The sequence below is a fragment of the Psychrobacillus sp. NPDC096389 genome, from assembly GCF_044762855.1.
GTDB lineage: Bacteria > Bacillota > Bacilli > Bacillales_A > Planococcaceae > Psychrobacillus.
In genome coordinates this window covers 116,382-141,106 of sequence record NZ_JBIWFB010000004.1, presented here as the reverse complement: position 1 = coordinate 141,106, position 24,725 = coordinate 116,382, and the positions used below count along the sequence as shown (strand labels likewise).

At 35.9% G+C, this 24,725-nt stretch carries 24 protein-coding genes; 6 read left to right on the top strand and 18 right to left on the bottom strand.

All coding sequences use genetic code 11. From position 1 onward, the window contains the following. Positions 1–19: 19 nt before the first annotated feature. Together ACIQ38_RS12245 and ACIQ38_RS12240 are read right to left on the bottom strand one after the other, a co-directional pair. On the bottom strand, positions 20–706 hold the full coding sequence (locus tag ACIQ38_RS12245) for a DUF4956 domain-containing protein (protein WP_402822969.1): 687 nt from the start codon (positions 704–706) through the stop codon (positions 20–22). A 63-nt stretch (positions 707–769) separates the two neighbouring features. Continuing rightward, positions 770–1,471 (bottom strand): polyphosphate polymerase domain-containing protein, encoded by a 702-nt coding sequence (locus ACIQ38_RS12240; RefSeq protein ID WP_402822966.1) that lies wholly within the window; start codon positions 1,469–1,471, stop codon positions 770–772. A gap of 579 nt (positions 1,472–2,050) precedes the next feature. Between ACIQ38_RS12240 and ACIQ38_RS12235 the strand changes: the two genes are divergently transcribed. Together ACIQ38_RS12235 and rbsK are read left to right on the top strand one after the other, a co-directional pair. Continuing rightward, a complete protein-coding gene (locus ACIQ38_RS12235; protein ID WP_402822963.1) occupies positions 2,051–2,998 on the top strand; it encodes a nucleoside hydrolase in 948 nt (315 codons plus the stop codon). 56 nt (positions 2,999–3,054) lie between these two features. Further along, on the top strand, positions 3,055–3,951 hold the full coding sequence (gene rbsK / locus ACIQ38_RS12230) for a ribokinase (protein ID WP_402822960.1): 897 nt from the start codon (positions 3,055–3,057) through the stop codon (positions 3,949–3,951). 105 nt (positions 3,952–4,056) lie between these two features. Here the strand turns inward: rbsK and tatA are convergent, their stop codons facing one another. Further along, positions 4,057–4,260 (bottom strand): twin-arginine translocase TatA/TatE family subunit, encoded by a 204-nt coding sequence (gene tatA, locus ACIQ38_RS12225; protein WP_402822957.1) that lies wholly within the window; start codon positions 4,258–4,260, stop codon positions 4,057–4,059. Between the two features lie 635 nt (positions 4,261–4,895). Here tatA and ACIQ38_RS12220 point away from each other — a divergent pair. The 4 genes from ACIQ38_RS12220 (at position 4,896) to ACIQ38_RS12205 (ending at position 9,185) form a co-directional block, all read left to right on the top strand. Beyond that, entirely contained in the window at positions 4,896–5,153 is a 258-nt protein-coding gene (locus ACIQ38_RS12220) for a hypothetical protein (RefSeq protein WP_402822954.1), read from the top strand. 83 nt (positions 5,154–5,236) lie between these two features. Further along, positions 5,237–6,010, top strand: coding sequence for a gluconate 2-dehydrogenase subunit 3 family protein (locus ACIQ38_RS12215; protein ID WP_402822951.1), 774 nt, complete (start codon positions 5,237–5,239; stop codon positions 6,008–6,010). Positions 6,011–6,036: 26 nt separating this feature from the next. Next, on the top strand, positions 6,037–7,752 hold the full coding sequence (locus ACIQ38_RS12210; protein WP_402822948.1) for a GMC family oxidoreductase: 1,716 nt from the start codon (positions 6,037–6,039) through the stop codon (positions 7,750–7,752). Between the two features lie 242 nt (positions 7,753–7,994). Next, positions 7,995–9,185: an aminotransferase class I/II-fold pyridoxal phosphate-dependent enzyme gene (locus tag ACIQ38_RS12205; RefSeq protein WP_402822945.1), complete on the top strand. Its 1,191-nt coding sequence runs from the start codon at positions 7,995–7,997 to the stop codon at positions 9,183–9,185. 26 nt (positions 9,186–9,211) lie between these two features. On the opposite strand, the gene ACIQ38_RS12200 is transcribed toward ACIQ38_RS12205, so the two are convergent. From ACIQ38_RS12200 to ACIQ38_RS12130, 15 genes are all read right to left on the bottom strand, one after another. Continuing rightward, positions 9,212–10,597, bottom strand: coding sequence for an MATE family efflux transporter (locus ACIQ38_RS12200; RefSeq protein WP_402822942.1), 1,386 nt, complete (start codon positions 10,595–10,597; stop codon positions 9,212–9,214). Positions 10,598–10,747: 150 nt separating this feature from the next. Next, a complete protein-coding gene (locus ACIQ38_RS12195; RefSeq protein ID WP_402822939.1) occupies positions 10,748–12,025 on the bottom strand; it encodes an Nramp family divalent metal transporter in 1,278 nt (425 codons plus the stop codon). A gap of 147 nt (positions 12,026–12,172) precedes the next feature. Further along, entirely contained in the window at positions 12,173–12,823 is a 651-nt protein-coding gene (locus ACIQ38_RS12190; protein ID WP_402822937.1) for an amino acid ABC transporter permease, read from the bottom strand. Positions 12,824–12,835: 12 nt separating this feature from the next. Beyond that, positions 12,836–13,489: an amino acid ABC transporter permease gene (locus tag ACIQ38_RS12185; RefSeq protein ID WP_402823551.1), complete on the bottom strand. Its 654-nt coding sequence runs from the start codon at positions 13,487–13,489 to the stop codon at positions 12,836–12,838. Between the two features lie 83 nt (positions 13,490–13,572). After that, positions 13,573–14,373, bottom strand: a complete 801-nt coding sequence (locus tag ACIQ38_RS12180) for a transporter substrate-binding domain-containing protein (protein ID WP_402822934.1) — start codon at positions 14,371–14,373, stop codon at positions 13,573–13,575. A gap of 21 nt (positions 14,374–14,394) precedes the next feature. Further along, positions 14,395–15,123 carry an amino acid ABC transporter ATP-binding protein gene (locus ACIQ38_RS12175; RefSeq protein WP_402822931.1) on the bottom strand — a complete coding sequence of 243 codons (729 nt, stop codon included), beginning with the start codon at positions 15,121–15,123 and terminating at the stop codon, positions 14,395–14,397. 891 nt (positions 15,124–16,014) lie between these two features. Further along, a complete protein-coding gene (locus ACIQ38_RS12170) occupies positions 16,015–16,389 on the bottom strand; it encodes a hypothetical protein (RefSeq protein ID WP_402822928.1) in 375 nt (124 codons plus the stop codon). A gap of 55 nt (positions 16,390–16,444) precedes the next feature. After that, positions 16,445–17,323, bottom strand: coding sequence for a DMT family transporter (locus ACIQ38_RS12165; RefSeq protein ID WP_402823548.1), 879 nt, complete (start codon positions 17,321–17,323; stop codon positions 16,445–16,447). 40 nt (positions 17,324–17,363) lie between these two features. Then, a complete protein-coding gene (locus tag ACIQ38_RS12160; RefSeq protein WP_402822925.1) occupies positions 17,364–18,008 on the bottom strand; it encodes a response regulator in 645 nt (214 codons plus the stop codon). A gap of 1 nt (position 18,009) precedes the next feature. After that, a complete protein-coding gene (locus tag ACIQ38_RS12155) occupies positions 18,010–20,322 on the bottom strand; it encodes a sensor histidine kinase (RefSeq protein ID WP_402822922.1) in 2,313 nt (770 codons plus the stop codon). A 29-nt stretch (positions 20,323–20,351) separates the two neighbouring features. Then, on the bottom strand, positions 20,352–20,900 hold the full coding sequence (locus ACIQ38_RS12150) for a tubby C-terminal domain-like protein (protein ID WP_402822919.1): 549 nt from the start codon (positions 20,898–20,900) through the stop codon (positions 20,352–20,354). Positions 20,901–20,975: 75 nt separating this feature from the next. Next, entirely contained in the window at positions 20,976–21,689 is a 714-nt protein-coding gene (locus ACIQ38_RS12145; RefSeq protein ID WP_402822916.1) for an IucA/IucC family C-terminal-domain containing protein, read from the bottom strand. Beyond that, positions 21,690–22,502, bottom strand: coding sequence for an ABC transporter ATP-binding protein (locus ACIQ38_RS12140; RefSeq protein ID WP_402822913.1), 813 nt, complete (start codon positions 22,500–22,502; stop codon positions 21,690–21,692). 38 nt (positions 22,503–22,540) lie between these two features. Next, a complete protein-coding gene (locus ACIQ38_RS12135) occupies positions 22,541–23,596 on the bottom strand; it encodes a FecCD family ABC transporter permease (RefSeq protein ID WP_402822910.1) in 1,056 nt (351 codons plus the stop codon). Then, positions 23,593–24,597, bottom strand: a complete 1,005-nt coding sequence (locus tag ACIQ38_RS12130) for a FecCD family ABC transporter permease (protein WP_402822907.1) — start codon at positions 24,595–24,597, stop codon at positions 23,593–23,595. The genes ACIQ38_RS12135 and ACIQ38_RS12130 overlap by 4 nt, the downstream gene beginning before the upstream one ends. Positions 24,598–24,725: the final 128 nt, after the last annotated feature.

Below are 24,725 nucleotides of genomic sequence, written 5' to 3'. Positions count from 1 at the left end.
ATTTACAGACCTTTTTCAACTATGCTGTAAAATTACCATCGTAGCTTAGCATTACTGCTGAAGATACACCCTTTACTTGTGAAATATCTGAAACTATTTTTGTATCATTTTCTTTCACACGTATTTCATACGTTACTTCCGTTTCATAATCCAAAATATGAGATTTCGATTTTAATGCATATTTCTTCGTTGAATTTCTTAATAGTTGATTAATAGAATCTGCTGCTTCACCATTCGAAAATTTCACAACTAATAAATATGGATTTTCCACTACAATTTTATTTGCAAATATGATAATGACCAAACTTATTAAGATTGTGCCGACGATTCCCAACAAGATAAAACCTGCACCACATAAAATCCCTACAATTATTGACCAAAATAAGTAAACTAAATCCATTGGATCCTTAATCGGCGTACGGAAACGAACGATAGATAACGCTCCAACCATACCAAGTGATAATAGAACATTTTGACTGATACCCATGATGACTAGCGATGTTGCCATTGTCATAATCATCAGTGAGATATTAAATGTATGAGAGTAAATTACTCCATTAAATGTTTTCTTATAAACTACATAAATAACTATCCCCAATAGAAATGCTGAAATAAGACCTATTAGTGAATCAGTTAAAGAAAATGTAGTTGTTTTTTCTATAAAGCTTGATTTGAAAATATCTGTAAAAGTTGTTGATGTTGCCATTTTATTTCCTCCTAATTTTATCTAGCTGGGGATAAAGAATCCCCAATCAGTTGAATTTTCACTTTATATATACATGCGGCTTAACTGATATTTGGAATAAGCCTCATGTTTGGTATTAATACCTTGAAGCATCATTTTCACAACATCTGGTAAATACTCGTCAAACTTTACCTCTAAAATGACCTCTGTCGGATCAAGCACATCTACCATCGGTAAATGCTTATTGAACATATCTGTGTTGCGTATGCTTGTTTGCACTTTACTATCAAACGTCACTCTTACATTCCCATATAAATAAACGTAAGCCTCTCTTTCGTAATCTACTACTGCCATTGGTTTAATTAAGTTTCCTGTCATTTCTGAGTACAAGTCACAAATTAACGAGCGGTCATCTTTTTCCATCCACTGAATATCACCGATACGAATTTTTTCAAATTCTGACTTCGTCATAATACACTTAGATTTAAAAGTTAGATTATTACGCTTACTTTTCCGTTCAAGATTAATAATCCCATCACTTTTTCCATAAATACGAACACGGTATTTATCTCTACTTAAATAGCCTTCCTTTTTTTCGTTCATTACTTTGTTTTCAAAGTTATCAAAGTAACACGAACGAATTAAATATTTCCCGGTTGGACCAGAATGGGTATCTAAACTCATCACATATTTCAGTCTATTTTTTAATAACATATAATCTATATATGTGATACCGTATTTCAGTTCTTGTCTACCATTGGGATTAAATGATGTATGAATAGGCATGAATACACTCCTTTTTTTAGATTTGCAACGCTTTGGAAAAGATCAACTAACTTGCTGATAAACATACTTTAACTAAGGAATATGTCAGCAATGCGTCAAGTAAATATTTTGTAAATTTTATTAGTAGTACAGAATTCAGCTTTTGGCATAGTATTTCTAGTTATTTTAAATTTCTCGTGATTATATTTAATTGAAAAATTTAAAAGGATGGGAGTGACTAACATCGCTTCCATCCTCTTTTTTGATTAATAAAAGTATCCAACCAACTATATACTCCAAAGCAGTAAGCGTAGTTTTGTTACTATTGTCCATCTTTGGAGATAGCCTATTTAAACGGCGTAAAGCATAACAATCCTACTAGTAAGACTAATCAGCCATAACCTAAGACATGATAAAAAAACAGAAAAAATCATCATTGATTGGTCTGTTTTCAATTATGTAGGCAAAATACTCGAAAATAAATTGACAAACGGAATCACCTGCAATACTCTAAATCTTTAGGAAAGCGCTTGTCTGACTTAGGTTTTTCTCAAATCGCAGGCATGATCAGAGCATCAGAAAATTAAGAGGTGTATATAAATGACAGTACCGGTAATTATTGATTGTGATCCAGGAATAGATGATGTAATGGCGTTAACACTTGCTTTTGCACATCCGGAACTAGATATCAAACTAATCACCACTGAAGCAGGTAACCAAACGCAAGAAATAACCGTCCACAATGCACGCACATTTACGAGTTATATGAAAAAAAATATAGAAATTGCCAGAGGCCTAGATCAACCGTTTTTCCGAAAACTTGAAACTGCTGATGACGTACACGGTGAGAATGGACTTGGCAATGTAGAGTTTCCAGAACCAACTATTCAAGTAAGTAATCGTCCAGCAATTGAAGCGATGAAAGAAATTCTGTTATCTAGTGATGAACAAATAATACTTATCGCGACTGGTCCCCTTACAAACGTCGGGGCTCTTCTACTTGCGCATCCAGAAGTAAAATCAAAAATTAAATATATCTCTTATATGGGCGGAGCTGCAGTTGGAGGAAATATGTCTCCTACAGCAGAATTTAATGTATATGTAGATCCACACGCAGCAGATATTGTGTTTCGTTCAGGCGTTCCCATTGTCATGAGCGGGCTGGATGTTACGCATAAAGCATACGTTACATTAGAAGAGATAAAAGAAATTGAAGCAATAGGCTCTGATTTTGCTTCTAAAGTTGCCAATATGCTTCGCTTCTACATATATTCAGCTAAGCAAACCGCTTTTCACGCACCTGGCTTTGAAGACCAAATACATTTACATGATTTATGTGCAGTGTCTTATGTATTAACCCCGGAGCTGTTTGAAGGCGATGACTGTTATGTTGCAGTAGAATTAGAAGGAAAATTCACTGCCGGAACTACGGTTGTAGATTATGCGCAACAAACAGGGCTTCCACATAATGCGAAAGTATTGCACACAATCAATAGAGAAAAGTTCGTGGAACAATTTATAGATGCAGTCCAAAAAATGAGTCTTTAAATAGGCTAGCAACAGCCAATTCTAGTAAAATGTAATTATAAGGAGCGGAACAATACATGAACATCACAGTTGTAGGTAGCACCAATATGGACCTTGTATACTTGGTTCCGCATATTGTAAAAGCGGGCGAAACGTTACATAGCACCAAACACGAGCTATTTTTCGGCGGTAAAGGAGCAAACCAAGCAGTAACTGCTGGTCAATTAGGTGCAAATGTTCATTTCATAGGTAATGTGGGAGCAGATGATTTTGGAGAGCAGATAATACAAAATTTGCAAAACAAAAACGTAAATACTGCCGCAGTACAAAAAGTTGGAATGACGGGGCAAGCCATTATCCAGTTGGCAGATTCGGGCGAAAACTCGATTGTTCTTTTTCCAGGGGCAAACTTTCTTGTCTCAACAAAACAAGTAGAAGAAAATACTGAAAGAATAGTATCAAGCAATGTCCTTCTCCTACAATTGGAGATTCCAATGCCTGCAGTCGAAACCGCTGCTACTATTGCTTCACAAAAAGATGTAAAAATCATTTTAAATCCAGCCCCCGCACATCAAATTAGTGATACATTATTGAGTAAAATATCTATATTAACACCAAACGAAACAGAATTAGCAATACTAACAGGTTTGAAAACAGAAACGGAAGAGGACCTGTTTCAATCATGTTCCCTCCTCCTCCAAAAAGGCGTTGGAGCGGTAGTAGTAACATTAGGCGCAAAAGGCGCTTATTATATGGATCACTATGAGCATGGGCATGTTCAAGCCAACAATGTAGGTGTAAAAGATACAACTGGTGCGGGAGATGCTTTTAATGGTGCTTTAGCAGTAGGATTATGCCACGGAAACACGCTAAAAGACAGTATACTTTACGCGTCGAAAGTAGCCGGATTCGTTGTCACTCAAATGGGAGCACAACCATCGATCCCCTCTTCCTTCCAAGTAAATAATGTATAAATATAAACTTGCAAAATGGAAATACGCTAGATTCTCCCTACTTATTTCACTATCATTGCATATAAAAAAGCCAACTATTTCCCATATAATAGTTGGCTTTTCATATTAGATTTTCTTTTTAGCTTCTGTTTCTTTGTCATCTAATTTAAATTCTTCTGTTACATCGTCTACAATATCTTTTGTTGAGTTTTTGAACTCTTTTAATGTTTGTCCAACCGCTCTACCTAATTGAGGCAATTTTTTTGGACCAAATACAATTAAAGCGATAATTAAAATGATGATCAAACCTGGTATCCCGATATTTGGCATGTTATTTCCTCCTAGCAAGTTTATATAAATTAATCATGCGACATATAAGCAATAGTTGTTTTTATTACGAAAAATCATTGTTGTTTTGTATCAATTACACATTATACTCTTTCATTTCAAATTGTAAATACATAAAGGCGGAAAATTGCTAGGTAATGATTATATTCAAGTAGAAACTTTAATAGTGTATTCCTTTAATTAGTCTAACTTACCGTCCTGAAAAAAATTAATTTGTACTAAAAAATTGTTTAGGATATGAAAATCCTATTCTTACGGTACTGCTAAAGAAATTCTTAAGTATACGGAAAAAAGCGGATCACTTATTTAATTAATCATTACAACTTTTCATAGAATTAGCCAAAACTAAATGCTACTCGCTTCTTTATATTAAAGATGCGAATAGCTTTTTAATTTTATTATAAATACTAAAACTTATTATAATTCTTAGATACAAGTTGCAAATATAAGTATTTAAGATATATTTTCAGAAAAATAAAACAGTAAAAAGATACTAAAAAATTGTGGACTTTTTATGAACAATAGGAGTAAAATTGGTTCTGTTGTTTTTTATCACTATTTTTAAATATTTTTTTAAGATATTAAGTTGATTATTTGAATTAGAAAGGAGATCTGATGTGACTCAATATAATTTAGAAGAACTCAAAATGTTAAATCAAGTACTCTTTGCGTTATTTTTAGTGGCTGACTTTGCATTATTTCTTTTTTTCACTAATAACATATTTCCTTGGTTCGCATTATTAGGGACTGGAATTGGGCTAGCCATCATTGTTCTTTGCTGGACGGAAAAAAAATATACATACTTTATAGCAACTTTATTAGTCTTTACAGCTATATTTTCAATTGTGTATAACTGGCATTCAATCGTTCACTAAATATTGTTTCATTCCTACTTTAATATTTACCTAGGTAATATAACTATCTAATTATTCTATCATTTCACTCAGGAGGTTTTATTATGTCAGAACAAGATAAAAAGAGTCCTATTTTAGATAAACGCTCTTCTAGACGTACGTTTATCAAAAATTCTGGATTAACAGTTGGTGGAGTTGTTTTAGGTGGTGCACTTGGAAGTCTTTTAGGAAAAGATTCCACAACTCAAACTACTGAAACACATGTTCATTCTGAAGCAACTGTAGCGAACTTTAACCAAGCACTTATGTATTTCGACAAAGCACAATTCGATACGATTGAAGCTGCAACAGAACAAATATTTCCGAAAACAGATGTAGGTCCGGGGGCGAAAGAGTTACTTGTTGCTTATTTCATCGATCACCAACTTGCTGGTAACTGGGGGCTAAATGCAAAAGAATATATGACCGGGCCTTTCTTCCCTGCAGAAGCGACTTCTTTGTTTGGTCATCAAACACATTTAAATAGACAGCAAATCTTCAATTTGGGAATTGAGGCTTTAAATGCTGAAGCTCAAAAAAACTATGATGCCAATTTCGCTGGACTAAAGGAAGAAGAACAGATTGCTATATTAACTGCTTTCGAAGCTGACGAAGTAACTTTAAATGGTGCGGTAACATCTGGCTTCTTCTTCAGATTATTAAAAAGTGCCACTATTGAAGGTGTTTATGCTGACCCTCTTTATGGAGGCAATAAAAACATGGAAGGCTGGAAAATGAAAAACTTCCCTGGCCATCAAATGAGCTATACGAATATTATCGAAAAAGATGAGTTTGTAAAAATGGACCCAATGAGCTTAAATTCACAACACAAACATTAATCAACTCGAAAGGAAGCAAATAAATCATGGCAAAAAAATTACCGAAAACAGACATAGTTTTGGCAGGTGTGGGCTGGACAGGTGGCATTATCGCAGCTGAACTTACTCGAAAAGGATACAAAGTAGTAGGTTTAGAACGTGGGAAAGAAAGAAAAACAGAAGACTATTTAATGGTTCACGATGAGCTTAGATATCAACAAAGAAATGAAATGATGCAAGACCTTTCAAAAGAAACTTTAACAGTGCGTCATGACCGTTCTAAAAGAGCATTACCTTACCGTCAACACGGTTCATTCTTAATCGGCGATGGCGTTGGTGGTTCCGGAGAACACTGGAATGGTTTAACGTATCGCTTTTTTCCGTATGATTTTGAAATCTATACAAAAACTGTAGAACGTTACGGGAAAGACAAAATCCCAGCAGATATGCCTCTTCAAGATTGGGGAATCACTTACGATGAGTTAGTTCCATATTTCGAGAAATTTGAAGCAATGGCTGGTATTTCTGGGGAAACTAACCCCCATCCGGAAGTTCCAGAAGTTAAGTATCCTACAGCGCCTCTTAAAGAAACGCCTTCTATGAAGATGTTCCGAGAAGCTTCTAAAAACTTAGGGTACCATCCTTACATTGCTCCGGCAGCGACACTTTCGGAAAGCTATACAAATCCGGACGGGATTTCACGCGGAGCATGTCAATATTGTGGATTCTGTGAACGCTTTGGCTGTGAGTACGGTGCAAAAGCATCACCAGTAGTAACAGTTCTACCAGTAGCAAAAGAAACAGGCAATTTCGAAGTAAGAACTCACTGTGTCGTTCGTAAAGTATTACATACAAACGGAAAAGCTACAGGTGTTTTATATGTTGATACACGTACTGGGGAAGAATATATCCAAGAAGCAGACGTTGTCGTTGTATCTGCCTATATACTTAACAATATTAGAATCCTATTAAACTCACAACTGGGCCGTCCATATGATCCAGAAACGGGAACCGGTGTAATCGGTAAGAACTACGCTTATCAATTGACATCAGCTGCATCTACTGGTTTCTTTAAAGATAAAGAATTCAATTTATATGCTGGTACAGGTGCACTTGCGGGAGTATTGGATGATTTTAACGGAGACAATTTTGACCACACGGATTTGAACTTTATTCATGGTGGTAATATTGCGCTTGGTCATTACGGAAAACGTCCAATCTCGAACAATTCTGTGCCTAAAGGAACACCAGGCTGGGGTAAAGAATTTAAAGATGAGTCTATATATTGGGCGAATCGAAACTTGTCTGTAGGCTCTCAAGGTTCCGTTATGCCAAATAAGGAAAACTATATCGATCTAGATCCTACATACAAAGATCAGTTCGGTGATCCATTAATTCGTATGACATTTAACTATAAAGAGAATGAAAGAAATCAACAAAAATTTATAAGTCAAATAACTACGAAGATTTTAGAAGAAATGGGTGCCGATATTATTAACTCACCTGGAGAACAAGGCGATTGGGATACGACCAAATATCAAACTACCCATAATACAGGTGGAATAATCATGGGTGCCGATCCTGAAACAAGTGCATTAAATAACTATCTTCAAATGTGGGATTGTGAAAATGTATTTGTACCTGGTGCTAATGCATTTCCTCATAACTCAGGTATGAATCCTACAGGAACGGTTGGAGCACTTGCCTATCGTGCTGCGGAAGGTATTGAAAAATATCTAAAAAATGGTGGACCTTTAGTTTAATAAATTAACAAACATCTTTTCATAGAATTAGCCAACAACTAAAAGCTATTAGTTCTCTCAATCGAGAGTACTAATAGCTTTTTAAAATTGTATAAATGAGCTACCCTTTGCCTTTCTACTAAAACTATATTCACATAATAGTCGAAATAGGTAGTATTTACATATAATTTTTTCGCAATATTGATGTAACTTGTGATACAATGAATGATAAAATTATTTACATATGCGAGGAGTGCTTTTAATTGAATATCGAACCATCTAGAAAAATGTCCATATTTGAACCTGCTATTTTCGGTGATTTAAAAGCAGCCGCCGCAACAAAACAAGCAGCTGGTTATGAAGTGTACGATTTAAGTTTAGGTAGTCCGGACTTACCTCCAGATGAAGAAGTAAGAAAAGTCCTATCTGAACAAAGTTTCTCTGAACATTCCTATGGCTACATGCTTAGTGGAACAAAACGTTTTAACCAAGCGGTAGCGGATTATTATAAACGACGTGTAAACGTTACACTGAACCCAGAAACCGAAGTTTTACAAACAATGGGTTCCCAAGAAGGTCTTGTTCATCTTCCAATAGCATTTTGCAACGAAGGAGACATTGTACTTACAACGAACCCTGGATACGTTGCCTATGACGCTGGTATTAAGCTTGCAGGTGCGGTTCCTTACTATATGAATCTATCTGCTACGAATGGCTATTTACCTAATTTAGATGCAATTCCAGAAGAAATCGCATACAAAGCGAAGCTAATGATATTGAATCTTCCAGGAAACCCTGTTCCAGCAATGCCTGATGAAGCCTTCTTTGAAAAAGTTGTAGCTTTTGCCAATAAATACAATGTGATTATTTTACATGATGCCGCTTATTCTGAATTTTATTTTTCTGGGGATGCACCAACTAGTTTTCTAACTACCCCTGGAGCAATGGAAGTTGGTATGGAGATTAACTCATTATCTAAAAGTTTCAGCTTAGCTGGTACACGTATTGCATATCTCGTAGGAAATGCAAAAATGATTAGTATTATGAAACAATTGAAATCTAATCTGGACTTCGGTATTTTCGGTCCTATTCAAGAAGCAGCAATTACGGCATTGAATAATGCAGAAGAAATTACTGATCGCCTGCGCAAACTATTTGCAGAGCGCCACAAAGTATTGATGCAAGGCTTAAAAGATTTAGGATGGACTGTTGCACCTTCTAATGGCGGTATGTTCGTATGGGCTAAATATCCTTATGATATGGATGATAAAGAATTTGCTTTTGAAGTCATCCAACAAACCGGCGTCGTTATGGTACCTGGTACAGTATTTGGATCAGCAGGTGCTGGCTTCATACGGGTTGCGCTTGTCCAAGACGTGGAAACACTAAAAAATGCAGTTGAGCAGTTGAAAACATTAAATCTCGAAACTTGTGCTACGTTAGTGAGTAATTGACAAAAAAGACCAAGGAAAGCATCTACTTAGCTTTCACTTGGTCTTTCTTTTTCTTCTATTGGTTTTACGAGGGCAAACTTTTCCCATCTTCTACCCTTCCATCTAAAATACATTATGATGGCTCTTGTCCATTCATCGGCTGTTATTGCTAACCAAATTCCCGGCAAGCCTAAATCCAATACAAAAACTAAAAAGTATCCTAATGGTAAACTCATCATGACCATAGATAATGCACCCATAGCTACTGGAAACTTTGCATCTCCTGCCGCTCGTAATGAGTTAATAATAACAATGTTCATCGTACGACCTGTCTCTAGCAAAATGCTTAAGATTAATACAGATGCACCGATTTTGATAACTTGTTCGTTACTCGTAAACAAACTCATCAGCGGAATCCGGAATAGCATGACAATCGCAACCATCACGAGCGTGAACAATAATGCCCACTTGACACTTGTCCAAACAGACTTATACGCTTCGTCTTTTTCATTCGCACCAACGAGTCTACCGACAATGATTGCCGTCCCCATTCCGATTGCTATTGCAAATAAATACGTGAACATTGATATATTCACTGCATATTGTCTTGCTGCTAAAGACTCTGCTCCTAAATATGTTACATAATAAAGGAATACAATTTGGCATCCTTGATACAAAATCTGTTCGAAAGCAGATGGTAATCCGATTTGTAAAATTTTACGAATATACTCTTTGGACATAGTAAAGTAATAAGCTACTTTCACCCGGTATTCCATTACCTGGTACAACAACCAGAAGAACACAAGCATAGCAACAAGTCGGCTTGCTACTGAAGAAATTGCAGCACCTTGCACACCCAATTCTGGGAATCCAAATTTACCGAAAATCAATGCATAATTACCGACAACGTGAATGATATTCATCCCTAAAGACACAAGCATCGTCTGCTTCGTATATCCATGCACTCGAATAATTGCTGCCAAAGCATTAATGACAGCTTGTAGGAAAATTGCTCCTCCAACTATCGATAAATATTGATTGGCATAAACAAGGACATCCCCTTGCAAATTCATCGCAATCATTATTTTCTTAGAGAAAAGTATAAAGCCTATACTCAATACTATCCCAACGCCTAAATTCAATGTCACTGCAAGCCCAGATATCTTAGAAGCTTCGATGAATCGTTTCGACCCTAGATATTGCGACACTACGATTGCTGCCCCGTTACCTACTACTTCTAGGACTAAAATAGCAATTTGTATATATTGGTTTGCCGCTCCAACTCCAGACACCGCATTATCTGAAAGTGCACTTAGCATAAATGTATCGGCAATTCCCATTAGCATAAACAAAAATACTTCTAAAAAAATGGGCCAAGTTAAATGAAATAGATTTAACTTCTCCCCTAGACCTTTCTTCTTTCTTATCACCATTTTCTAATTCCTTCTTTACCTAGTCATTTTTTTCATAAGAAGAATCTTACCATACACATAGGTACGATGCTAGTTAAAGTTTCACAATTGTTCCATAACAAATACAGCGTGAACAATTTCGTTCACGCTGTAAGTTCAAATATTATTTTTTTAATGCATCATATCCAGTACTGTTTGTACAATAAGGAATACATTCAAAATGATAATAACAATTGCAATGGCCCATGCAAAAAAGCTTGTGATTTTATGATTTACTAATGATCCCATAACTTTCTTGCTACTCGTAAAGACGATTAATGGAACTAAAGCAAATGGTATACCAAATGATAAAATCACCTGACTTAAGATAAGTGCTGTTGTGGCATTTACTCCCATTGCAATGACGATAATAGGCGGAATAATCGTTATCGCTCTTCTCAAATATAGAGGGATACGCCGCTTAATATACCCCTGCATAATGACATCTCCCGCTAGAGTGCCTACAGAGGAACTAGCTAACCCTGATGCCAACAATGCTATACCGAATAATATCGCTGCGAATGGTCCAATCATATCTCCAAATAATTGAAAGGCTACATCCAAGCTTTCGACATGCAATCTTTCTTGAAAAAACAATGCAGCCGCAACAATTAGCATACTGGCATTTACAGTACCAGCAATCACCATAGCTATTAAAATGTCTACAAATTCAAAGCGAAAGATTCTTTTTTTCTCAGATTCTGTTCTACCAATAATTCTTTTCTTAGTTAAAGCGGAATGCAGATAGATTGCGTGCGGCATTACAGTTGCCCCTAGTATCCCAGCAGCTAACATTACACTGTCAACTCCATCAAATTTTGGAGTAAAAAGGCCAGCAATAACAGAACTAGCGTCAGGTTTCGCTAAAAAGACTTGCAGACCAAACGCAATAGCTACTATAAAGAGCATTCCGGTTATTCCTGCTTCAAATGAACGTACACCTCTACGTTGTAATTCAAGAATTATGAAAGATCCTACCGCCGCAATTAATGCGGAAGGTAATAATGGGATGCCAAACAATAAATACAATCCCAGTGCTGCACCGATAAATTCGGCAAGATCCGTAGCAATTATTATGAGCTCTCCTTGAATCCATAAACCAATCGATACTGCCTTCGGAAATTTCTCACGAGATACTTCTGGAAGGTTTTTACCTGTTGCTATTCCCAACTTGGCAGATAATGATTGTATAAGAATTGCCATTAAATTAGAAACAAGCACTACCCAAAGCAGTAAATATCCGTGTTCAGAACCTGCACTAATATTAGTTGCGAAATTTCCAGGATCAATATATGCTACTCCTGCGATGAAAGCAGGACCTAGAAAAGGTAATAATCTACTTATTTTATTGGGAGTAGACCCTAACTCTTCGTATTTTTTATATTCACTATGTTCTTGTTTATTCTCCATTAGACTCACCCCTACTATTCTTAAGGAGATTTAAGGGTTTTTAATTTCCTTTTATCCAAAAAGTTTCCCTGAGGAAAATATAAACCCGTATTACAAAAAAAGCAACAGATACACTCCATTTTTTTGAGTGTATCTGTTGCTTGCTCTTTATGCATTTTTTAGCTCTAGTCTTTTTGCAACTAAAGATAGTCCGTAGTTTACAACGAAGTACATAAGTGCGATTAAGATGAAAATCGGAATCACATAGCTTGTTTGTTGCGCTTGAATGATTTTCGCATGATGCAGTAATTCAGGAAGTGCTATTACAACTGCTAGCGATGTATCTTTGAGTAGTGAAATAAATTGACTCACAAGATTCGGCACCATTCTTCGCAGCGCTTGCGGTAAAATGATAAGTCTTAAAGCTTGCACATAGGACAAGCCAGATGAACGAGCTGCTTCCATTTGTCCTTTTGGAATGGAATTTAAACCACCACGAACAATTTCTGCAAGCATAGCTGATTCAAAAACAGTTAATGCCACAATGGCAGAAGCAGTAATACTCATATTAATACCGATCTCGGGTAGAGCAAAGTAAACAAACAGGATGATTAATAAAAGTGGTAAGTTTCGAATAGCTTCGACTAATACTACTAATACTTTTGATAGAACAGGAATTTTAGCAAATCGTAATGTTCCAACTAATCCCCCTATAATAAAGCTAAGAATGATGGAAATAAACGCTACTTTAAGCGTTACATAAAATCCTTCTAATAGAAATAGCAAATTAGTGGAAGAAAATGCACCTAAAAAATCCATTATGACACCTCCTTAGTGGCTTCTTGCAAGACGTTTTTCAAGGTATCCTACACCTGTACTTAATGGAATTGTAAGCACTAAATAAAATAGAGCAACAAATATGTATACATCAAAAACTACATATGTCTTAGCTGAGATAAGATCTGCTTGATACATAAGATCCGTACCAGCTATAAGCGCTAATATAGATGAGTTTTTTACTAAGTTGATAAACTGATTACCGATTGGGGGAATTACAATTTTAACAGCTTGAGGTAATATGATTATCCTCATCGTCTGAATATAGCTTAATCCTGATGATCTTCCTGCCTCCATTTGCCCTTTAGGAACTGACAATATACCAGAGCGGATAGCCTCTGCAATGAAAGCAGACGTATAAATTGCGAGTGCGATAGTCCCTGCCGTTAATCCCGAAAATTCAAGTCCGAGCACCGGAGTACCAATATAAAAGAAAAAAGCAATAACAACTAGTGGGATATTACGGAAGAACTCTACATATGCGGTCCCAAACCATCGTAATGGTGCGATTGGTGTAATTCTCATAACAGCAATAATTGCACCTATTATGAAACTGGCAACTAGGGCAACTAAACTAGCAATAATCGTAATTTTAAATCCATACATAAACATATCGAAATAATTGACTAATATAGAGAAATCCAACATCTCTCTCACCTCACTTAACATAATCAGGATGAACAATAATGCTCATCCTGAATGAAAAAACATTTAGAAACCTACTGAAATCATTAGTAATTCATACCCTCAAACCATTTATCATGCACTTTATCGAATTCGCCATTTGAATGAATTGTTTCAAGTGCTTTGTTAAGTTTATCTAATAACTCTGTATTTCCTTTTTTAACGGCAATTCCGTATGGCTCATCCGTGAACTTTCCACCAACTAATTCAAAAGAATCATCTTCAGAAGCCATTCCCATAAGAATAGAGTTATCTGTTGTTAAAGCGTCACCTTTACCAGCTTTTAGTGCTGTAAATGCCTCTGCATAGTTTTCAAATTCTAAAACTGGTGCATCTGGAGCAGCTGCACGGATATTATCTGTAGATGTAGATCCTTTTACTGCAAGTACTGTTGTATCTTTTGTTAAATCATCAATGCTTTGTACTGGGCTTCCTTTTTTTACAAGTAAAGATTGACCTGCTTCAAAATAAACTTCAGTAAAGTCTACTTCTTTTTTACGATCTTCTGTGATTGTCATTGTAGCGATAATTGCATCGATGTCGCCTTTGTTCAATAATGGAATTCTTGTTTTGGATGTTACTTCTACAAATTCAACTTTGGTTTCATCACCAAGAATCTCTTTAGCCAATTGCTTTGCAATATCGATATCGAACCCTTCTACTTCACCGGAAGTTGGGTTTTTTAATCCAAATAATTTTGTATCATATTTTACACCGAAAACAAGTTTGTCACTATCCCCACTAGTTGCACCCTTACTTCCCTCATCATCAGTACCACAAGCTGCTAAAAAGAATACTGACATAAGCGCTAACACTGCAAATTTAAAAAACTTTTTTTTCTTAAACATTCATACATCCCCTTTAATTGATTAGTGATTTAAAATACGGCTGAGAAATACTTTCGCCCGTTCTTCCTTCGGGTTTTCGAAAAACTCTACCGGCATTTCCTCTTCTAAAATTTTCCCTTGATCCATAAACACAATTCGATCGCCCACTTCTTTTGCGAATCCCATTTCATGCGTCACGACGACCATCGTCATCCCCTCTTTTGCGAGCGCTTTCATTACATCGAGTACTTCTCCAACCATTTCTGGGTCAAGTGCGGATGTCGGCTCATCAAAAAGCATAATTTCAGGTTTCATCGCAAGCCCTCTAGCTATAGCAACACGTTGCTGTTGACCTCCTGATAATTGAGAAGGAAAAGAGGATGCTTTATCTGGAATCCCTACTTTTTCTAAATAATACATCGCGGTTTTTTTGGCTTCTTCAGCTGATTGTTTTAGAACATTTATAGGGGCAAGTGTAATATTTTCTAAGACTGTTTTGTGAGGATATAAATTGAAATGTTGAAATACCATTCCAATATTTCGTCGAAGTTTATTAATATCCGTTTTCTTTTCATTTACTTGAATATTATTCACTTTAAGAATTCCATCGCTAGTTGTTTCGAGCCCATTTATACATCTTAATAGCGTACTTTTACCAGATCCGGATGGTCCAATTACTACAACAACTTCTCCATTCTGAATGGTAAGATTAATATCTTTTAGTACATGAAAATCCCCATAATACTTATTTACTTGCTCAAATGAAATCATGTAATGCCCCTTTCTAACTTGCCTCTCTTTTAAATAATCAAAACTTTTAACCTTTTCGGTTTTTTCTAAATAATAATGTAATTATATATGTATCATATTGGAAAGTCTACCTAATTTATTATTAATCTATTAATAATGTACACTAACCATTGTGGCTAATGCGTTTCACTTTAAAACTCCCCTCATAAAGGATTAGTTTTGCACTATAGGGAAAGTGCATCTTAGTGAGCTTAATAAGGAGGTCGCTATATTTCCGCTGGACGAGTGACAAGCCACGACGTCGCTATCGCTTTTGCAGATTCTCACATAGTCATTCAAAATTATGTTGTTATTAATTAATAAATTCCAAAGAATGGCTAAGGGCAATCAAAGAGCTATTGAAAGCAACTAGTTTCAGTACGAAAGCAATTAAAATCTGTATGAGAGCAACTAAACTGCCGATGAAAGCAACTAATTTCTCACAATAGCAAGTTTACTTGGATTGAGGCAACGATAATTCCCCTGAACTCTCCTAGCCGGCATTTGCTCGACGAGTTTGTCTCATTCAACCATTTATTGTTAATTACGGACACTGATAAGTCAGTGTTTTATCATTGGATTTTCGCAGCAGGGAGGCGACTCCAGTAGGATCAAGTGAGTAAAATGAGACTTCACAACGTACGCGCATAGGCGCGGCGGTGAAGGCTCATCGCTCACCCTACGGAAAGCGTCCGCCCTGCTGCGAAAATCCCTGCGTATACTTTATACAACTCACTACGACGCACTATCCCTATATTGCGTTTAACTATATTGTTTAGAAAAACTTATCCATACCCAATAGAACTTATCATTTTCTTAAACGCAAAAAAACGTTTGAATAGACTGGCTAGTCAAACGTTTTTGCGTAACTATCTAGTTATCCTCATCGATAATGCCTACATGCTTATAGACATACGCTTTTAACTTATCCTCTGTAAATGCTATCTCATAGATCAGAAGGTTATCTTTCACATATGCTAATTTGTTTCCGTCTGTTGATTCTGATTGAATGTGCAGGATATTATCTATATATAATACCCCTTCATTCGTAATTCGTTGTTTCTTATCTTCTTTTGTACTGTCGACTAAGCCTTCCTGTTTAAGCTCTTCTAAAGCATTTGCATGGTTTTCCTGAAGACTATCTTGCAAGACTTGTTCCAATTCCATCATCGATTGTTCATTGTCCTCTATGAAATTGTAAATATAATAGGCAAGTAAAACTTGTTCTTTTAGCGTTAGTTTTCCCATCTGTTTTCCTCCTCAAGTTACTCTGTATAGTCATTATTCCTTTTCTCGCTCATTTTCAAACTTCTATTTTCCGATTTATATTTGGTTGGACTAAAGTGTAAATAATACCCCCAAAAATAAATAAAATACCAATAGATTGCAAAAACGATGGGCGGAAATCTAAAATAATTGTATCGAGTAAAATAGCAACAACTGGATCTACAAAAACTAGAGCAGATATAACCACTGTTGATAATTTGCGAAGGCTATCAAAAAATAAGTAATATACAAATCCCGTATGTATCAAGCCAGTTCCCAATATGTAAAGCCAATTTGAACTATTTAAACCATGAAATACATCGAAATTCATGAAAGGACATAATATCAAAATACCTATCGCCGTCTGTACAAATGTCATGGCATACGCACTTAAACCATTAATCCCTTTTCCAAGCAACATCGTCAACGCGTAGCACAATGCTGACAACAAAGCCCACACAAAACCTGAACTCATGAAATCGGTTAGCGAAGTGAAATTTTGAATACCGATAATAAAGATACTGCCGAGAAAACAAACGATAATTGCTAGCAAAGAAGTAAGTGTCATCTTCTCTTTTAAGAACAAGCTGCCTAATATCAATACAAAAATAGGAGCTAAATTATAAATAGAAATGGCTACTGTAATCGACATTTCCTCAAATGCTTTAAATAAAAACACCCAATTTAACACTAGAAAGATACCACAAATGAGCGTTTGTATAACTTCACGTTTCTTCCAAACTTCCACTTTGTGTTGTCCGGTAATGAACCAACAAAAGCCTAAAAAAAGTGTAGCACAAATACAGCGTACAAAAACTAACTCTACTGCTGGTATACCAGTTTTCACTGTAAAAAAACCAATTGATCCGAAAATCGCCATTGATAGCGTCATCTTGAACATTGCCGCTCCGTTCATCACACGTCCCCCTCCCCTTTTAGATGGGTGTCTTCTTCATCTATAATAGCTGATGTTCCTGTGCTTTCAGTACAGCTTCCATTCGTGATTCAACTCCCAGTTTGGAGAAAATTTTCGTTAAGTGATGCTCTACCGTCCGTTGACTCATAATTAAATTTCTCGCTATGATTTTATTCGTATAACCTTTTTCTATTTCTCTTAAAATAGTTTGTTCTTTTTCTGTTAAACGAATATTCACTAAAGGAGTTTCATTATCAAGTGCATCTGTTGTGGGCATCTCTATTCTTTTAAGTTGACGGAATAGGCATAATGGAAGCACGACCTCTTCTCGTAGCGCGCATCGAATCGCCGTAATAATTTGATCTCCTGTTGCGGTTTTACTTAAGAAGCCGGAAACTTTAGCTTCTATCAACACATTGTAATGAGTTTCGATGTCAAATCCAGTATAAATTAAGATAATAGAATCCGGTTCTTTCTCTCTAATTAGCTTCATCAATTCCAAACCATTTAATTCGGGCATATATAAATCGATTAAATACACATCGTAGGTTGCTCGCTCTAAGTGTTTCATAACCTCTAGACTGTTTGTCAGTACAGTAACATTCATATCCTTTTGTTGGTTAATAATAACCTTTGTCCCTTCGCTTACAGACGGATGATCGTCGACAATTAGCACCTCAATCATTTCAAATCATCTCCTTTTCTACTTCAATTCTGATCTTCATCCCTTGGCCTATAGATGTAATTATTTCTATCCGACCATCGATACTTCTAATTCGTTCTTTTATCCCCACTAGACCCATGGAGCTAAATGAGCTGCCCCCATTTGTTAGATCAACTCCGACTCCATCATCTTCATATTGCAAAATGATGGAATGATCAATTTGATAAAAATCGATGCTTACTTTTTTGGCTTGGGAATGTTTCATTGCATTATTAAGTAACTCTTGAAAAATGCGATAGAAAATAAGCTCCTCCTCCTTGCTTTGGTGAATATTCTCCCCTATTGATACATACAGAAGAAAGTTACAACGAAGTTTGGTTTGGCGGATCAACCTGCGTAGTGATTCCTTCAATCCTTGTTCACTCAGTAATGGCGGTCTTAGCTCCATGCATGTTTCTCTAATCAGATGTACATTATCCAACATTTGTTCTTTCATCTCGCTCAATTTACCTTTTATCACTGGATCATCCAACATTTCATACACGCTATCCACTTCTCTTAGCAGCTGCAATTGTTCTTGCAATATGGAGTCATGCAAATCATTGGATAAATTTGCCCGCTCTTTTTCCGAAAGTGCAAATAATAATTTAGATAGCCATTTCGGATGCTCGTCTGTTTCTCTCAATTTCAGTTCGTCAATTTGTTCTACTAATCCTTCAATTAGTTTCATATTTTCCACGACTACATTTGCAAAATAAGCCATCATTTCAATCCATATTTTCTCATGGACTTCCAATTTCATTCCCGATTTTTTATCATCACATAAAATAAGTTTTTTAATACCAGTATAACTACCAACGACTACAGCAAAACCTTTTGAAAAAGTGTAAATATCCCCTATCGATTTGTTCTCCCATTCCACTGTCTCTAATTCCGTTTGATTTATAAAAGTAGCGGACGATAAACATTGAACTTTCCAGGTCTTTGTCAATTCTTCTTGATACATTTCTACAAAAGTTACACTTTTTAGGTTCAGCGTGTTTTCCATCTCTTTCAAAATCCGATTCACAACCATTTGTACTTGGTGCTCGTCTTTCGTTTTTTGGTAAAAGGTATACATATTTGTTTGTAAATTGCCTCTCGTTGAAAACATATACTTTCTATTTGTGTAATCCAATCGTTCTTTAACGTATAAAAAGAGAATGATTCCGCTAAAAAGTACGATAAACAGAAAGAGAATTTGTTCGAAGGATATACTTTCTTTCAAAGATAAGCCAATAATTCCACAAATGATGATTGAGAATGGAAAAGCTAGTACAGTGTAATACTTAAACCGGTTTAATATATAGTCTATATCAAACAGCCTTTCTGTCAGTTGTAAATAAATAAAGCCGATAGGAATGAAAACTAAAAACATAACGGCCCATTCAGCATTCACTATGTAACTTGAAAAAAAGACTGCCGGGATTGCATATAAAAACGTAAATGGACTAAAGGCTAATATAAAGATGAAAACAAGTAACTTAACCGCTTGAATACCAGGTTGACCCTTATACTTAGAGTAGTTTCTAATAAATAGAGCTAAAATAAATAGTAGCAATAAGCTAAATATACCCAATTCCAATATCAATTCGATCCACTTCAATGAGGGAATTAATAAAATAACGACATTAGTCAATAAAATAAATATCGGAAGGAAAAGTAATTTTCTAAGGGTTGACTGACTGATAAATGTTACTTGGAAATTCTCCAAAAAAACTTTTAAAAACTGGATATAAAGAACAAGACATCCGACAAGCGTTACCCCATTTACTATTCGAGCTATAAGATCTCCACGACTCGAAGCACCTGCACTTCCATAAGCTACAGCGATACACAATAAAAATTGGATTAAAACGAACGCAGAAAATTCTTCCTTTTGTTTTCGGTAAATATAGATAGCTATATATATAGTTAATATCAAATATAGTAAGGGAAAGAGAAAATGTGAGAAAAGCTGATCAGTTAACGATGCGTAAGAAGGAAAGAAGTTTTTCTCTTCGCCATTTTCACTTAAAAAAGAAAGACTCTCTGCCGTTCTAATCATCTGCTCTTTTATAATCTGATTGTTTTTATCCGGGCTCTCACTGTCTATTTTTAACAAAACATCTCCGATTTCAATGTCTTGTTTATATGCCCACCCGTTGTCATATATATAATCGACTTTCCAAGTGTCGTTTTGATGTTTAACATCAATGCCAACAAGTGGTGATTGCAACGTAACATAAGATCCATAAATTATATAAATAAGGACGGCCACTATAGGAAATAGTATTTTTTTGTCTAAATGTCTCATGACTTAACCATCTTTCTCCTTATGTAATGTCACCCGCCGATAAACAGCACGCACTGACTAATCCCAATAAAAAATGCGGCATGTTGAATCGGTGAATCTTCTGCTATTTCCAACTGAATGATAAATTCCTCTTCTACATCTGCTTTCCATCTCGCAATTTCTTTGTCATTCCAGATGTATCGTGACCAGCCTTCCATTTCTTTCTGTATGCTTATTTGCATATCACCATTGGTAATGATTAAATCTGGAATTAGCTCTTTCCATTTATCATAAGCAACTGTATACTTCTGTTGCTGCAAATAGTCGTAAGCTTCATAATAGACCCTGCCTTTTCTCGTCACCTTCTTGCATGTAAACACGAGTTGGTCATCCAAGTCATATACATCATATTGTAAAAAATAGCGATAATCCATTAGCTTGTCTATATATTTTTTGATTCCATTAGAGTAATGCCTTTGAAATTTGTACGTAGCGATATTTTCTTCATTGTATACGGGTGTAAATGGTGTTGTTTCAATAGAAATTGGTTGTGCATATGTATATTTGTACATAATTTGTACTCCTTTTTCTTTAACCATAACACAAATAGAACCTCCTTTAGATAGTGAATTCTAAAAGAGGTTCTCTCTTGGATGATTTAATATGTCTTCTCATCAACGCTGATGAGGACAAGTTTTACAATACTTGCTGCTATTTGTTAAATGTGAATAACAACAAGTACTTCTTCTAACTACTGTTCCTTGCACTTCGCGATAAAATCTGTTTAACGGGTTTGTATCATAATCTCCGAATAAGTGGCCAGGAGCTCGATTCATAATAAATTGAAAATCTTCCTTTGAACGATTAACTATCTCTATTGGTTCAGCCACTAATACTGTTTCATACAACCAAGATATGTAAACCGCTATATTTTCCCATAAAATTAGTTTAGAAACTTTTGTTGTTTGCGACAGTAGATTCAGTATTGGGGAAATATGCTCTTTAAATAGTAATTCTATACAATTTGAACGCCACTCGTCTCTATCAGCTTGTAAAGTTTCCAACTCTAAATGATGAAAGTGGAAATTTGGCAACCAAAGTTTGTCACTTTCATCCGATTCTAACGATACATTTTCATAAGAAATATTTAACTTTTCATTCCATGCTGTCATTGTATACAAATAAAGAACGGTTATAAATGAATAACGTTTCACAAATAATGATGCCGCAACCTTAGTATTAGAAGCACCTATATGAGCACTAAGGATGTCTAAGTAGTTACTTATTGATTGTTCATCTATTATTTCACTAATTTCAATAGAAAGTGGCGATTCTATTTTTTCAGTTGTAAGACGTAGCTCACGGAGCTTATCCAGCTTAGAGTCCAATTACAACACTACTTCCTTTAAAATACATCGTCCTTTTCCAAATGGAATACATAGTGGAGTTCCAAATAATGGATCCACAGTTATCTGACAATCCATTCCAAATACACTCTTCACTAAAGGACAACTTATAATATGTTCAGGTTTCCCTTGTGCGTATATTTTCCGATCTTTTATCGCAACAATATTATCCGCATAGCGGCACGCCAAGTTTAAATCATGCAGCACCATTACAATTGTTCTCTGCTCTTTTTCATTTAATTCATAAAGTAAATCGAGAATTTCAATTTGATGCGTCATATCCAAATAAGTTGTAGGCTCATCCAAAAGAATGACGTCTGTATCTTGTGCTAAAGTCATAGCAATCCAAGCTCTTTGACGTTGACCCCCTGATAGGGAATCTACAGGACGATCCTTTAAATCTTCAATCCCAGTAGCTTTTAAAGCCTTTGTTACTTCTTCCTCATCTTTCTCTGTCCATTGCTTTAACCACGTTTGATAAGGGTATCTCCCCTGCTTTACTAGCTGGAGAACGGTAAGTCCCTCTGGCGCAATAGGCGATTGAGGAAGTATAGACATTTGTTTCGCAACATCCTTTGTAGACATTTTGGAAATTGCGTTTCCTTCTAACAAAACCGCTCCATTTTTTGGTTTTAATAATCGAGCAATAGAACGAAGAAGTGTGGATTTTCCGCAACCATTTCCACCAATAAAAACGGTAATTTCACCTTTTGGAATTTGAAGATCTAATTCATTAATAATAATGCTATCCCCATATGAAAGAGTTAAGTTTTTTGTCTCAATGGCTGTCTTCATTTCATTCACTCCTTTTCCGAAACCTCTATATGAATCATCTATGCGTTACGCGTTTTAAACAATAAATAAATAAAATATGGTGCTCCTATTCCCGCTGTAAACACACCTGCTGGAATTTCTAATGGAGAAAACATTGTTCTTCCAATTAGATCCGCTAGCATAACTAATATAGCACCGATGAATGCTGACACGGGTAATAATGCTCCAAACGAAGAACCAACTAATCTTCTTGCCATATGAGGAGCCATTAAACCGACAAATCCAATACCACCTGCAAATGCTACAGATCCTCCTACAAGTGCCGTACTAATCAATAACAATATAAAACGGTGACGCTGAATGTGACCACCTACACCAGTTGCAATATCGTCTCCAAGTTCTAAAATGTTTATATTCTTTACCATAAAAATGGCGATTAGAATAAAAATTATAGTCCATGGCACTAATATTGCTACATTTGCCCAACTTGATCCATATACAGTACCGGTAATCCAAATATTCGCCTGACTCGCTCTATATATAGGACCCATGATCATCATTAAAGTTGTTAGAGCTTGCATAAGAGCAGAAATACCTATCCCTATTAAAACAATTCTTATCGGTGATACTCCATTTTTCCATGCTAGGAAATAAACGAGCATTGCAATAAAACCTGCTCCAGCGAATGCAGCTAAAGGCATCCATTTAATACTTACTGTCAAAGCATTGTTCTGGTCACTAAAAAATGCTAAAAAACTTACTACCGCAACGGAAGCTCCACCAGTAAGCCCTAGAACATCAGGTGATGCTAAGGGGTTACGAATGATCCCTTGAAGTATCCCCCCTGCAACCGCTAGTGCCATTCCAACTATTAGTGCAACGATAATCCTTGGTAAACGAAACGACTGAACGACAAGTGTCTCCATTTCTGTTCCTCCACCAAAAAACACCTTTAGAACAGCAAGAGGGCTTATTTTCATATCGCCCATTCCTGTACTTATAACGAAAACAGCTCCTGCTACTATCATCAAGACTATTAATACAATAGTTGCTTTATAATCTAAAAGAAAAGATACTTTTCCTTTCATCGGTCTAAAATTTTTATATTGGTTCATCGCGCATTAAACCCCTTTCTTGCAATGTAGATAAAGAATGGAGTTCCCATAATCGCCGTCATTACACCAACGGGAACTTCCTGTGGCATGATAATATATCTCGCCATTATATCTGCAGCAAGTAAAAGAATGCCTCCTAAAATACCAGCAAAAGGGATGAGCCAACGATGATCAATTCCAACGATAGATCTTGTTACGTGAGGAATAACAATGCCAATAAAACCAATCGGACCCGCAATTGCTACTGAACCTCCTGCTAATAATATGACAATGATTGCGACCATTATCTTTAATAACCCTGTATTCAAACCTAATCCTTTTGCAACATCTTCTCCCATTGATAAAACGTTCATCTTGGAAGAGATAATGAGCGATCCTAGCCAACCTATCAATAAATAAGGTAAGACATTAGTTAGAATCTCCATTTTCCGTCCTTCTACAGACCCCGCTAACCAAAACAAAACTTGCTCGAAGGCAGCCTCATTAATAACTAGAAAACCTTGAGTAAAAGAAGCAAACATAGCTGAAATTGCTGCGCCAGCTAATGTTAATTTCATGGGTGTTAATCCTTCTCTACCTGTAGAACCAATTGTATATACGGCGATCGCTGCGACAGTTGCCCCTAAAAAGGATATCCATGTAAAAGCTTGAAGATTCCCTACAGAGAATAGAGTGACTGCTAGGACTACTGCGAACCCCGCCCCTGCATTTACTCCAAAAATTCCAGGTGATGCAAGCGGGTTTTTCGTCAAAGTTTGCATAAGAACTCCAGAAATAGCTAAACTGCTCCCAACGGCGGCGGCGATTAATGACCGTGGTAATCTAACTGTTTCAATTATTATATGTTCGTTTGAACCGTTATTATTTTGAAAAGCATCCAAGACCATTCTCCATGTTGTATCCGTATATCCGTAAACAATGCTTGCACACATTAATAGTAGTAATAAAAAAATGGCAATGAAAAGTCCAATTAACCTTTGTCCATTATTTTTTAACAACATAACAAAAACCCTTCCAACAACTTATTAGTAAAGAATTTTACACACTTTAGTCTATTCGATGTTAAATACACTGTCAATGAGCCTGAAAATCATTTTCAATTACATATTGACATGTTCATAGGATGGTC